The sequence below is a fragment of the Shewanella sp. AS1 genome (assembly GCF_021412565.1).
Taxonomy (GTDB): Bacteria; Pseudomonadota; Gammaproteobacteria; order Enterobacterales; family Shewanellaceae; genus Shewanella.
Genome location: NZ_JAKCLJ010000001.1, coordinates 215,651 through 229,608 on the forward strand (window position 1 = coordinate 215,651; position 13,958 = coordinate 229,608).

General features: G+C 47.8%; 9 protein-coding genes. 3 read left to right on the forward strand and 6 right to left on the reverse strand.

Features of this window, described 5'->3' with window-relative positions; all coding sequences use genetic code 11:
* Window positions 1–9: 9 nt before the first annotated feature.
* The gene (fdhF, locus tag LZP69_RS00965; protein WP_234198183.1) at window positions 10–4,224 is read right to left on the reverse strand and encodes a formate dehydrogenase subunit alpha; all 4,215 of its coding nucleotides are present in this window, start codon (window positions 4,222–4,224) and stop codon (window positions 10–12) included.
* Window positions 4,225–4,453: 229 nt separating this feature from the next.
* Window positions 4,454–5,437, reverse strand: a complete 984-nt coding sequence (locus tag LZP69_RS00970) for an ion channel (RefSeq protein WP_234198184.1) — start codon at window positions 5,435–5,437, stop codon at window positions 4,454–4,456.
* A gap of 231 nt (window positions 5,438–5,668) precedes the next feature.
* On the opposite strand from LZP69_RS00970, the gene prfB reads away from it, so the two are divergent.
* The 3 genes from prfB to LZP69_RS00985 all read left to right on the forward strand — a co-directional run bounded on the left by prfB (window position 5,669) and on the right by LZP69_RS00985 (window position 10,000).
* A protein-coding gene (prfB, locus tag LZP69_RS00975) for a peptide chain release factor 2 (RefSeq protein WP_234198185.1) occupies window positions 5,669–6,767 on the forward strand; the annotation gives its coding sequence in 2 pieces (ribosomal slippage) (window positions 5,669–5,743 and window positions 5,745–6,767; 1,098 coding nt in all).
* Window positions 6,768–6,779: 12 nt separating this feature from the next.
* A complete protein-coding gene (lysS, locus tag LZP69_RS00980; protein WP_234198186.1) occupies window positions 6,780–8,282 on the forward strand; it encodes a lysine--tRNA ligase in 1,503 nt (500 codons plus the stop codon).
* A 764-nt stretch (window positions 8,283–9,046) separates the two neighbouring features.
* Window positions 9,047–10,000, forward strand: coding sequence for an IS110 family transposase (locus tag LZP69_RS00985; protein WP_234198187.1), 954 nt, complete (start codon window positions 9,047–9,049; stop codon window positions 9,998–10,000).
* A 9-nt stretch (window positions 10,001–10,009) separates the two neighbouring features.
* On the opposite strand, the gene LZP69_RS00990 is transcribed toward LZP69_RS00985, so the two are convergent.
* The 4 genes from LZP69_RS00990 to LZP69_RS01005 form a co-directional block, all read right to left on the reverse strand.
* Window positions 10,010–10,870, reverse strand: a complete 861-nt coding sequence (locus tag LZP69_RS00990) for an HNH endonuclease signature motif containing protein (protein ID WP_234198188.1) — start codon at window positions 10,868–10,870, stop codon at window positions 10,010–10,012.
* Between the two features lie 36 nt (window positions 10,871–10,906).
* Window positions 10,907–11,584 (reverse strand): HNH endonuclease, encoded by a 678-nt coding sequence (locus LZP69_RS00995; protein ID WP_234198189.1) that lies wholly within the window; start codon window positions 11,582–11,584, stop codon window positions 10,907–10,909.
* Between the two features lie 918 nt (window positions 11,585–12,502).
* Entirely contained in the window at window positions 12,503–12,898 is a 396-nt protein-coding gene (locus tag LZP69_RS01000) for a DUF4019 domain-containing protein (RefSeq protein WP_234198190.1), read from the reverse strand.
* 211 nt (window positions 12,899–13,109) lie between these two features.
* Window positions 13,110–13,889, reverse strand: coding sequence for a CPBP family intramembrane glutamic endopeptidase (locus LZP69_RS01005; protein ID WP_234198191.1), 780 nt, complete (start codon window positions 13,887–13,889; stop codon window positions 13,110–13,112).
* Window positions 13,890–13,958 lie beyond the last annotated feature (69 nt).

A 13,958-nucleotide genomic window follows, 5' to 3' on the forward strand; every position in this document is an offset into this window, starting at 1 on the left:
TTCTGAGGCTTAGACTTCTGCCAACTCAAGTTTAGTGACCTTAACGGCACAGATCTTAAACTCAGGAATTTTTGCCACAGGGTCGAGGGCATTATTGGTGAGTTTATTAGCCGCTGCTTCAGCAAAGTGGAAGGGTAAAAATAGTACCCCAGCCTGAGCCCGTTTAGTCACAAACGCGGCAATATTGATTTCGCCTCTGCGTGTAGCTAGGGTGAGCATATCGCCATTTTCGATACCTAATCTATCGGCATCGAAGGCCGACAGCATTACCCTTGGACTACCCAGTTGATTTAAGCCTTCTGTCTTACGGGTTAGCGTACCCGTGTGGAACTGCTCCAATAAACGTCCGGTAGACAGAATAAAGGGATAGTCCTCGCAGGGCATCTCAGCCGGTAAGCGATAATGAACTGGGATCATTACGGCTTTGCCACGGGTAAATTGCTGGCTATGCAGAATAGGCGTACCCGGATGGTCTTCACTCGGGCAGGGCCACTGGATCCCTTGATTGCCATTGACGCTATTGACATCGATACTCGCCCAACTTATACCACGGTATTGAGGTGTGACCTGAGTGATCTCATGCCAGATCTGCTTTTCATCCTGATAATGCCAGTTACCGCCTAGTTGCTTGGCAATATCATTGATAATTTGCCAGTCTAGACGGGCCAGACCCGGTGAGCTCAGTGCCGCCTGCAACTGCTGAACCCGTCGTTCGGTATTGGTAAAGTGCCCCTGTTTCTCGGCAAAGCTGGCCGCAGGCAAGACCACATCTGCAAGTTGAGCCGTCTCTGTCATAAAGATATCTTGTACCACTAACAGCTCGGCCGCTTCCAATCCTCTGAGTACGTGGGCCTGATCGGGATCGCTCAGTACCGGGTTTTCACCCATCACATACAGGGCTTTGAGTTTGCCATGAGCCAGTGCATGCATCATCTCAGTGGCTGAAATACCAGGGATGGAAGGCAGCTCGATTTGTCCCCATGCCTCTCTAAAGCGCTGTTGGATCAGCGGATCAGTGACTTTTTGATAGCCGGTAAAGTAGTTAGGAAGTGCGCCCATATCGCAGGCACCTTGCACATTGCTTTGGCCTCGAAGTGGATTAATCCCCGCACCACTCATACCAATATTGCCGCAAAGAAGTTGCAGATTGGCAATGGCGGTGACATTGTCATGCCCCGAGGTGTGCTGGGTGATCCCCATGGCGTAATAGATGGCTGTTTTCTTTGCTGTACCAATAAGTTGGGCTAGCTGCTGAATATCTTCGGCAGCGATGCCTGTGATGATGGTGGCATTTTCCAGACTGTAGTCTGGTTTCATCACCTCATCATAAAGTGCATCGAAGCCATCGACTCGCGCCTGAATATAATCGAGATCATGCCACTCGTTAATAATGATCTGCTGCATCACAGCGTTGAGCAACATCACATCAGTGCCAGGACGTTGACACAGATAAAGCTGAGCGCTGTCGGCGATACTGACTCGTTTAGGATCGACCACCACTAAGCGAGCGCCATGCTGCTTAATCGCCTGTTTGATTTTCGAGGCAATGATAGGGTGCGCCGCCTCGGTATCTGACCCTAGAATAAAGATTAAATCTGAGTCTTTTATCGAAGGAATATCATTGGTCATGGCGCCGCTGCCAAGAGAGTCTTGTAGGGCACTGACAGTTGATGCGTGACACAAACGGGCACAGTGGTCGACATTGTTGGTGCCAATCACACTTCGCATTAACTTCTGGAACAGGTAGTTATCTTCGTTAGTGGCCTTGGCCGAGGCTAAACCTGCAATGGCATTGCTGCCATGGTCGGCTTTAATTTGACTCAGTTTTTCACCAATAAATTGGATTGCTTCATCCCAACTGGCTGGGGTTAGCTCGCCATTTTTGCGGATAAGTGGCGTGGTTAAACGCTCTGTGCTGTTAATAAAGTCGAAACCAAAGCGGCCTTTGACACACAACATCCCTTCGTTGACTGGTGAGTCACTGTCGCCATTGACCTGAATGATCTTGTTGGTTAGCGGGTCGACACTGAGTTTAACCCGACATCCCACACCACAATAGGTACAGATGGTTGAGGTCTCTTCGAGCTCAATCTTGCGCCCCTGGGATTTATCACGGGCATAGGTGAGGGCGCCAGTCGGGCAGACCTGTACACAGTTACCACATTGTACACACTGACTGTCGGCCATGGAGGCATTAAAGCCAACCCGTGGCGCATTGCGGCGAATGTCGTTTTCGCCCTGGGGCAATGCCAGGTAGCTGTCTGACTCAAAGCTGATCACATTATGCCCGGACTGCTGGTGACACATGGCAACACAGGCGCCGCAGCTGATACAACGGTTGGGATCAAAATTGATAAAGGGTGAACTCTTATCTTGCACAAAAGCTCTGTGCTCTTGACCATCAATGGCTTTACCATCGACACGATATTCGCTGGCGTAATCTCTTAACTGACAATCGGTATTGGCCTGACAGCCACATTCCAGACAACGGGCGGCTTCGGCCAGGGCAATATCTTCACTAAAGCCCAGTTCAATCTCGTTGAAACTACGACGGGCGGCGAGGGCCAGTTCTGGCATCTTGGCTCTTGGTTGAGCGAATTTGTTCGGGAAATGGCTTAAATCTAAGGGTGCACTGGTGCGTTTTTCCGCATTGAAAGGCTTAGGATTGATATCGCAGCTTAGCTCGCCGTCGATCAGTTTTTGAATCGATTGAGCCGCTTTTTTACCATCGGCAACTGCAGCAACTGCGGTTGCTGGACCTGTGCGTGAGTCCCCGAGGACAAACAGCTTTTCAATACCGGCAGACATAGTGTATTCACAGCCAGAGAAGGTGTTCCAGCGAGTAAGGGCAATTTCACCCACGCTGAGCTGGCTGTCAGGATCCGTCATGAAGCTCATATCCGGTGTCTGGGACACGGCTGGAATCACAGTATCGAAGGCTTCGGTAAAGGTTTCACCCGTGGCTTTAGGCGAGCGGCGACCCGAGGCATCGGGCTCACCCAGTGCCATCTTCTCGAAGGTAACAGAGCCGACTCGGCCTGTGCCATCGCTGTGGTTTTCTATTGGATTGGTCAGGAAATAGAAGTGCACACCTTCGTGCTCGGCTTCTTCAATTTCATAATCTTCGGCGGGCATCTCATCCCGAGTGCGGCGGTAGACTAAGGTCACATCTGCGCCTTCACGTAGCGCGGTACGGGCACAGTCGATAGCCGTATTACCACCGCCAATGACGGCCACTTTCTTACCTGTGGTGTAGTGCTTGTCTGTGCAGTGATCTTTAAGGTAATCCACCCCAAGATAACAACCTTCGAGATCCACACCGGGATAGTTCATCGGTACCGCTTTCTGGGCACCGATGGCCAGACACACGGCATCGAAATCGGCCACTAAGTCATTGAGGTGAATATCTACCCCCAGACGCGTGTTGGTTTGAATCTTCATGCCGTTTTGACACAGGAGGTCGAGCTCTTGATCCAATATTGCCTTGGGTAGGCGATATTCAGGAATACCGTATCTTAACCAGCCGCCGGCCTTGGGCATGGATTCAAAGACGGTGACCTCATGGCCAGCATTAGAGAGAAAGAAACCTGCACTGATCCCCGCAGGGCCACTGCCAACTATGGCGATTTTCTTGCCTGTTGGCGCCTGTTTTTCTGGCACATAGCTGTCGCCTTGCAGATCGATATCGGCGGAATGGCGTTTCAGCTGACGAATGGCGATTGGCTCATCCAGTTCGCCGCGGCGACAGGCCGATTCACAAAACGCCGGGCAGACACGACCAATGGATAAAGGCAATGGCAGGGTGTCTTTGATGATCTTCACCGCTTCGCTATGGTTTCCCTGGGCAATTTGGTACAGATAAGATTGCACATCCACGCCCGCAGGACAGGCTTGCTGGCAAGGGGCTTCACAATCGGCAAAGTGATCGCTTAGTAAGTGCTTCAATGATGCCTGACGAATTTTACTCAGGGCGGCAGAATGGGTGATCACCTCAAGTGGCTCACTGACTTGAGTGTCGCAGGCTTTTACTGTCTTGCGCTGGCCAGTGCTGTCGCTTACCTCTACATAACAGAGGTTGCAGCTTTGTTTATGCTGAGTTTGCTCGCTATTTTGTGTGTGATGGCAAAGATGAGGGATGGCGACGCCAGCCTTGATGGCGCAGGTTAGCAAGTTTTCACCTTTTGTAGCCTGGGCGATTTGACCGTCAAAACTGAGTTCTATCATTATGGTGACCTTTTAGAATCGTTTATAAATCGCGATGTTCCATCATCTTGTGCTGTCTCGGATCTTAAGCATTTGCTTGATTATACTTTGCACCCTTTTCCCCACAGGTCTTAGAAGTGAGTATTTATCCCGTTTTTGTGGAGGGTTTCACACTAGTATCCCCAGCTGGGATCTTGTGCAACTTATTAAACTGAAAAGTGTGACTTGAAACGATTAACAGATGGGGCGATCAGCGGGTCATTTTCTTTACAAAAACAACCACGAACAGGGCGATGGTAAAACTGCCAGTAAAGGCCTCAAAGGCGGCAATAAGGCGTGAATAGCCTATGGGAGTATAATCACCATAGCCTAAGGTGGTGAAGGTGACGACCGAGTAGTAGAGACAGTTAAAAAACAGATTGAGGTTATTGGCCAGCCCTTGATGGATATCGAATTGATAAACTGTGTCATCGAAGCGCAGGCCGGTAAACAGATAGAGCACGGCGCAGCAGATAATCAACAAGATAGAAAACAGGATCACTCTGGCGGGGAGCTCACCGTAGCCACAAAACAGATCGATCACTTTCGAGAATATCCGCTGAAAACTGTATTTGGGCATCTGATGACGACGCATGGTCAGTTCTCGGCGCAGATAGTGACCCGCCATGGAAAATAGCCCCTCACGTTCGGCGGTTTTTCGTAGGTTACGATAGATCTCCTCCGCCTGCTGAAAGTAGTCATCGGCGAGGGCTTTCTCCCTTTGCTGCTGGGCTTGTTTGGCTAATTTTTCCTGCCTGATAATCGCGCCTGTGTGCATATTTTCGATCTTGGTGCCATTCCATTTGGCGCCTAATAAATTAGCATCCACTAAGTTCGCACAGTGTAGATTGGCCTCGCGCAGATCCGCCTTCATCAGGCTGGCCTGTTGCAAATTGATATTAAACAGGTGAGCGCCGCACAGGTTGGCGCGATACAGCTCGGCATGGGTCAGATCGAAGCCGGTTTTCTGATGATGGCGCACTAGATCTATGCCGGGCAGTTGGGCTTCTTTCAGGCAGATCCCCCTGAGCATACCGCCGCCGCGGGCAAACGCCTCCAGCCGAGCAATATCCTCGGGCTTGTCTTTGATGATGTCAGGATCGTGCCAATAACAAAGGCCCGAAGGCTCAGCCGCTTCGGTGCAGCGAAAGCCCCCGTCTTCGTGATAGCAACATTGAGAGGTTTTTTGTGTCATAGCAAAAAGTATAGCCAGCAAAAGGCAAATCGCCCTGCGGTTTTTCCGCTGTGAATCACTTGCAAACTCAGCTGAGAAAACAGCGTTTTATGATCTGGTTCGTTATCGTATGAAATTAGTCCAAATCAGAGGCTGCCGCCCCTATGCGAACCCATGTGATTGAGTTAAAATACGCGGTTTGCACTAGTGCCCATCATTTTAAGCTGAACACGAGTTTTTAAGTAGAGAGTCATGTTTGAAGTAAATCCGGTTAAATTTAAGATCAAAGAGCTGGCGGATCGCACCCAACTTCTTCGGGGGTATCTTTGACTATGATGCCAAGAGTGAGCGTCTAGAAGAGGTCAGCCGCGAGTTAGAGAGCGCCGACGTCTGGAACAATCCTGAAAATGCCCAGGCCCTGGGTAAAGAGCGTGCCTCATTAGAAGCCGTGGTCAAGACCATAGATGATATGGACACTGGCCTTGAGGATGTGGAAGGCTTGCTGGAGCTGGCTGTCGAAGAGGAGGATGAAGACACCTTCAACGACGCCCAGAGTGAGCTGCAGGATCTTGAGAAACGCTTAGAAGAGTTAGAGTTTCGCCGCATGTTCTCCGGCCCTCAGGATGCGTCAGACTGTTACCTGGATATTCAATCGGGTTCCGGCGGCACAGAGGCGCAGGACTGGGCCAACATGGTGCTGCGTATGTACCTGCGTTGGGGCGAGGCCAAGGGCTATAAGCCTGAGCTGATCGAAGTCACAGACGGCGATGTGGCCGGCATTAAAGGCGCGACCATTAAATTTACTGGCGAATATGCTTTTGGCTCGCTGCGCACCGAAACCGGCGTGCACCGCCTAGTGCGTAAGTCGCCCTTCGATTCATCGGGCAAACGCCACACCTCATTCTGCTCTGTGTTTGTGTACCCTGAGATCGATGATTCCATCGAGATCGATATCAATCCGGCGGATCTGCGTATCGACGTCTACCGCGCCTCGGGCGCCGGTGGTCAGCACGTTAACCGAACCGAATCTGCGGTACGTATTACCCACTTACCCACCAACACAGTAGTGCAGTGCCAGAACGATCGTTCTCAGCACAAGAACAAAGACACGGCGATGAAACAGCTTAAAGCCAAGCTGTTTGAACTGGAGATGCACAAGCAGAACGCCGAGAAGCAAGCCGCCGAAGATGCCAAGTCTGATATCGGCTGGGGCAGCCAGATCCGCTCCTACGTGCTCGACGATGCCCGTATTAAAGATCTGCGTACCGGTGTTGAAAACCGAAATACCCAGAGCGTCCTCGACGGCGATCTGGACAAGTTTATTGAAGCTAGCCTGAAATCTGGCCTTTAACGAGAGAAGAAGATGACTGAACAAACCCAAGATGAAAACAAGTTAATTGCAGAGCGCCGTGCCAAGTTAGATCACGTTCGTGCCTCTTGCCCTGCTAACGGTCACCCGAACAACTTCGATCGAAAACATAAGGCGGCCGACATTCAGGCCGAGTATGGTCAATACAGCAAGGAAGAGCTGGAAGGGATGAATATCCAGCGTTCTATCGCCGGTCGTATCATGGCCAAGCGTGGACCTTTCCTAGTAATTCAAGACGTCAGCGGTCGCATTCAGGCTTATGCCGGTAAAGATGTGCAGAAAGAGCTGAAAGAGAAATACCAAGGCTTAGATATCGGTGACATCATAGGTGTGACCGGCCAGCTGCACCTGTCAGGCAAGGGCGACCTGTATGTGAATATGGATGAGTACCAGCTGTTGACCAAGGCGCTGCGTCCTCTGCCTGAAAAATTCCACGGCCTGACTGACCAGGAGATGCGTTACCGTCAGCGTTATGTTGACCTAATCGTTAATGAAGATTCTCGCAACGCCTTCATCATGCGCTCTAAAGTGGTTACTGCTATCCGTAACTTCATGGTGAAAAAAGAGTTTATGGAAGTGGAAACCCCTATGATGCACAGCATCCCAGGTGGTGCGTCTGCGCGTCCCTTTATCACTCACCACAATGCGCTGGATATCGAGATGTACCTGCGTATCGCGCCTGAGCTTTACCTAAAGCGTCTGGTTGTGGGTGGTTTCGAGCGTGTGTTCGAAATTAACCGTAACTTCCGTAACGAAGGCTTATCGCCACGCCATAACCCAGAATTCACCATGATGGAATTCTATATGGCTTATGCCGATTACCATGATCTGATGGATCTGACCGAAGAGATGTTAAGCTCAATCGCCACTGAACTGCTGGGTTCTCCTCAGCTGCCTTATGGCGAGCAGGTGGTCGATTTTGGTGGCCCGTATGCCCGTATGACCATGCTAGAAGCGATTAAGCACTACAACCCGGATCACGCCGATATTCAGGCCATGTCTGTTGAAGATGTGCAAGACCGTGACCTGCTGGTGAAGATAGCAAAATCTGTTCACGTCGAAGTGGAGAAGTTCTGGACTTGTGGTCAGCTGCTGGAAGAGATCTTCGGTGAAACTGCCGAGCCTAAGCTTATCCAACCGACCTTCATCACTGGTTACCCAGCGGATATCTCGCCACTGGCGCGTCGCAGCGATGACAACCCTTTCTTTACCGATCGTTTCGAGTTCTTTATCGGTGGCCGCGAAGTGGCTAACGGTTTCTCTGAGCTTAACGATGCTGAAGATCAGGACAGCCGCTTTAAAGCGCAGGTTGATGCGAAAGACGCCGGTGACGACGAAGCCATGTTCTACGATGCCGACTACATCACAGCGCTGGAACACGGTCTGCCACCCACGGCAGGTCAGGGTATAGGTATCGACCGTCTGGTGATGCTGTTCACCAACACTCACACCATCCGTGACGTGATACTTTTCCCAGCAATGAGACCACAAGGGTAATCATGCTATTGCGGCACAGATGTGTCGCTTAATGAGCTATCGCTCAACAGTTGAAAACCAGCCCTAGGGCTGGTTTTTTGCTTATGGCCTAAGCCCTAAGCCCTAAGGCTTTGATGCTGGAGCTTTTGGCTATTTTTGTTGTCTAGCGAAGTTGCTTTGGCATCAACCAAATTTAGTTATTAATAGCCTGCGGTGGTGCTGTGCATGGATGCACGAATGTCGTGGTCACAAGGATGTGAAGGAACGACCTCTTGTGCAGGTACTGCTTCGGGACGCTTTACGCCATCCATGGCCGCTTAACGAAAACATCCTGTTTTCGATACCCTCAGCCGCACCTACACTGAGGTATTATCTTTCTTCGCCTTGACTGTATGGGAAGATCTTGGAGAAAAGCGAGTTAGATTTTTAATTTTTAACTCAATAGGTTCGGATTCATATTTATATGAACACGCCCAATTAAGCGGTTGCTAACGGCACGAAACTCAAACCTGGCTACCGTAAAAACCGCTGCCAGCCGGAATCAAAAGTGTCACAGGTCAGCAGTCCGACTTTAATTGCTTGTATGGTTAATCCTGTTCCATTTTAGGGTAAATTGGAGGCCCACCCTCAATGGCCGTTGAGGGTCTTTATGCAGTAGCTCGATTGAATAGCGGCTCCTCTTACGAGAGACCGGTAACAAGTGGGTAGCGCTGCATAACTCCTAGCAATAACTCGAACAGTCATTGGGGCCTCGAGCCCGTATAGCAAGGCAGAGTAAGCTTATAATGAACAACTATAAAAACCAAACTGAAATCAATGTCGGCGTTGATGTCGGTAAGTCACAACTCGATATCGTTCTACATCCACTCGACTTACATTTATCTATCCCAAATAACCCTGAGCATATCCAGAAAGTCATTCAGGTACTTAAGCAGCATCCGGTAAAACGTATCGTCACTGAGGCGACGGGCCGTTATGAACATGCCTTTGTCTTTGCCTGTGATAAGGCTAATTTACCTGTTGTTATCGTCAACCCAATCAAGGTTCGTCGCTTTGCCCAAGCTATCGGTGTCATGGCAAAGACAGATAAAATTGATGCTTCAGTCATCGCTCAATTTGCGGCAGTCATTAAACCTGAGATAAAACAACTTCCGGATGAACAGTCACAAATAATCAAAGACTTATTAATCAGACGAACCCAGCTACTTGAAATGGCAACGATGGAAAAAAATCGTCTCCAAATCATGCCCAAAGAGCTTCATAAATCAATTAATACTTTGCTTAAATCACTTAACCAGCAAATAAATAAACTTACGGAAAAGCTCGATAAGCTCGTAGCCCAGGTCAAAGAGTGGCGCGTCAAATCGGAAATATTGACGAGTGTTCCTGGGGTGGGGAAAGTGCTTTCCTACACCCTGCTTAGTGAAATGCCAGAATTAGGAAAACTAAACCGAAAAGAAATTGCCGCCCTAGTTGGTGTCGCTCCCATGAACCGCGAAAGTGGTTCTTACAAAGGTAAACGCAGAATCCGTGGTGGTCGCCACAGAATACGCACAGTCATGTTTATGGCGATGATGTCAGCCATACAATGTAATCCAGTCTTTAAACGCTATTACCAGCGTCTCAAAGCGGCTGGCAAAATGCCGAAAGTAGCACTGATAGCTTGCATGCGAAAGCTCATCGTAATCTTAAATACCATGCTTAAAAGCGAGGAGCTGTGGTGCACAAAAAATGGATAAATATATTGACTAAACACCACAGTCACTTGTTAAACGTTTCTTGTTGAGGGAATTCCTGAGAAATTTCCTTGCTTCTTTTCTATCAAACAAATAACGATTAATACCACCAATTACTATACCTGTACCACAATTAGGTCTTGGCTCACCAACTGCGATCCCTACAGCACAATTAACAGTGTTTATTGAACCAAAGAAATTGGAGTTATTTGTATTAAAAAAGTAATTTTTACCAACCAAAAATTCAACACCATTTCTTAACACTCGACCTTTGGAAAATCTTATTACACCAGGAGGTTCAAATTGAAGTTGAAGTAAAATTTTCCCTTTAGCTTCTCTGACAGTTAACTTCTGGGCAACCCACTCGACATCCCACTGAGTTGAATCATATACCAATTCATTATCAACTATATTTAGAATTGGTTTATTAAATTCATCAAATGCAACAAAGTTCATCAACAGTTTATCATCTTCAACGCGAAAACCTACCATTGCCAAACCATCGATTACTAAAGGAGCAAAAAAAGCATTATTAGGTAGCCCTTCAAATTTAAAGCAGCTATTTCCCAAATAGAACGCAACATCTTTACCTGAATAGTAAAGCATTACGTTTTTTGATACGCCTTTTTGTAAGTTATAAGGATTACTATTTGCCTTAAATACATCTTCTTTAGGCAGTAAGCCATTAGTCTTCATACCGTGATGTTCGCGACACAGAAGAGTTATTTCATCCGCGACATGACGCTGAACCTCTGCCCACTCCAGCATATGTTCATACTCATATAACGGAAATCCGCAGATTACACACCCAAACCCACAACGCTGTCTTACTTCTCGTTTAATTTCATCGGGTATTGCCGGTCTATTTTGCATGTTTCCTCCTGAAACGTTTAACGCCTTATTACACGTTTATTCATGTACGAGCCTCGATAGCTTTTTGTACATTGAACCAACCAAAGAAGCTTTATTAATTCCATAGTGCATTTCTCTGTGGCAGTTTGGGCATAAGGCCACAGCATTTGTAACTGTGTCTGAACCGCGGTCAGCTAAACGACGAAGGTGATGAACTTCTAGAAAAGGCTCACCTTCTGCTGTTGTAAAAGGTGCGTCAGAACCACAACACTCACATTTGCCGGATGCCTCTTTAAGAACCCATGCTTTAACTTTTGGATCTCTGTTGAAATTAGTTACTTGCGAATAGGTTTTCTCTGGCTCTTTTATACCACTTGGCTTGGGAAGGTTTTTCTTTGATTTATAAGAGATAACTTGAGTTTCAAACTCGGCGACTTTTGGTAGATTTAGCCCTTCAACTTCAGATATTAGCCTTTCAATTACAGCTGCGTTATTTGAACCAACATTTTTCGCAGGTATTAGACCAGAAATCCATTCTCGCCCCATAAGCGAATAGACATAAGAGATATTCTGCATTCGATATTCGAATGACTTCTCAGAGCGACCAAAACGATCAGCAAGTTCAGCGTAGATTTGCTTTTTAACAAATGGCATCCCCTTCGCTTCGGCAGAATGCATCTGAACATATGCTTCCACTGCTGCTCTTAATTCTTCATCTGTCCATTTATCGCTCAATCGTGATTCCTATAGACGTGTAATAGCTTACAAGCGAGACCATGCTACCTTGTAATGTTGGAGACCAAGCATGCATAGACACGCTAGTAAGGCTAAAAAAATTACTGTAAATCATACAGTAAAGTAAATGCTGCCTCAGCACAATGCGAACTGGGTGAAACGCCACCGTTGTTTTAGCCAAGTTAGCTTTAACGACTCCATTCGTCATAAATACCGTCAAGTTGCACAGATGGAATAACCGAGTGCTGATGCGGCTGAGGGTATCGAAAACAGGATGTTTTCGTTAAGCGGCCATGGATGGCGTAAAGCGTCCCGAAGCAGCGTCTGCATATAAGGTTATTGTTTAACAGCATCGACTCGCTGTTTTCACATTAGTTCATCTCATTAGCTCATCACATAAGTTCGTCACATTAGCGACCATCTAATTGGTGGATCTACATTCGGCATCATTAGTAGCTTAAGTTGACACCTTTAGGTATTTGCTACATTAACCTAGGTCAAACAATATTTAAGTTGTTGAGGTAGAGGCTATTTATTAGATTTATGTGTTTTACGTTCGAATATACTCTTGCCTGTTATGATCTGATAAATTAGGTGTAGGCCACTTAGGGTAAGTATTGAGCCAGCGGCCGCCCATAAATAATCGCCCTCCATTAAGCCGTTAATTAAACCAAATATGCCGATGACAAACGCAAACAATTGGCCAAACACAGTGAACCCCCTCAGATAGCTTAGGCATTAGAAAAATGGCTACCGCCCACCAAACTCATTAATCAGGTCTGAATTAAATCCAAGATATCAGGGTGTTGTGTAAATAACGAACAATTACGCGTGACAATTTGTATCAGGCAAGGCTTGGTTGGAATAGCTCAACGGGCTAAAGCCAGCTTTAGCCCGTTGAGGTTGGATAGGGTCTTGCTATTGAATAAAGTAACCGACAGGCAGCCAGTCGCCGCTGGCTTTGCTTAGGGTGAGGGTTTCAACGGCGGCTTGTTTATTCTCGAACTCGGTTTGGAACTGGATGATGAGATATTCCCCATCGGGGGCGCCGGGCAGCGCTGCGTGATTTTGCTGGTTCAGTTCAGTACGGGAAATCATTTTGCCAAAGGGCGGGCGCACAGCGGCGAGGGTTTCATCCCATTTACTCACGGAAACTTGCTCTTTAAAAAAATCGTCCGTCTGCTGCCAGCTCTCTGAATAGTTGCCTGCATCTACAAGCTCAAGCCATGCTTTGGCTGTGCTGGATGCGCTGTCATCTTGGGCGAATAGCAGAGGTGAAAAACATAAGCTCAGTATCAGTATTAACTTTCTCATTTTTAAGTCCTTTTATATTTGCAGTTGTGATGTTTAGCTTTCGTTGCCAAGCGGTCACAAAATATGAATGCGTTAAGCACTTTAGCAGGTTTGTTTGAAAAATAAACAGATAAAAGTGATGGCTTGAATGCTTTGCTTTGAAGTAAATCAGAAGCGTAAAGCCTATTATTATGGCATCTACACTTCTGATTTATTGAGGCTTTACTGCATATCAGCCTTTCGCTGGCGATTTTGCCCCATATTCTTTACCAATATTGCGTAGCATAAACAGGGCGAAGATAAGGTTAGGCAGATTGAGCAAGATGGGGGCATACAAGGCAAGGCCGGCTGGGTCTGCATCTGCTCCTTCGGGTCTGGCGGCCTGAGCAGCATGGCTGATAAGGAACAGCAGGCAATCCCAGAAGAAGTGGTAGATAATCGCTGGCCAGATAGAGCCTGTGCGCAGCAAAATCGCCAGAAAGACCAGACCACTCATGGTGGCGGCGATCGATTGCATGAGTGCTGGCATCAGGTCGCCGGTAATAAACACGTTGAGCGAGTGCACTGCACCGAACAAGACTGAGGTGATCAGGATGGCGGGCCAGATATTCATCGCCTTTTCAAAGGCGCGAAACAGTATGCCGCGAAACATGATCTCCTCGGAGAAGCCGACCATCAGAGTATTGAGGGCAATGAAGACGACAATATGAAAGGGTGGCAAACCAAGGAACACAGCACCGACGACAAACAGCAGCAGGTAAAGCGACGGAAACCACATCACGCGCAAGACAGAGTGGGGGCGGCTAAACTGCAAATCCTTCCATTTGAACACCAAAATGGCCGCCACCAGTAGGGCTATTGCAGCGGCAAAGTGCCAGCCTATTCCTCCGGTCACCATATCGCTAAGGGAGATTTCGCCACCTGTAACTATCTGTGCGCCCAGCAGGGTGACAGAGATCCAGATCAGGTAGATAACCAAGCTTATCCAGATGCGTTTTGATGTCTGACTCATTATGGGTTTCTCCCGTTGAAAACCTAATGTATTTGCCAGTGTACTTGGTAAAGTGTTTGATTAGTATAG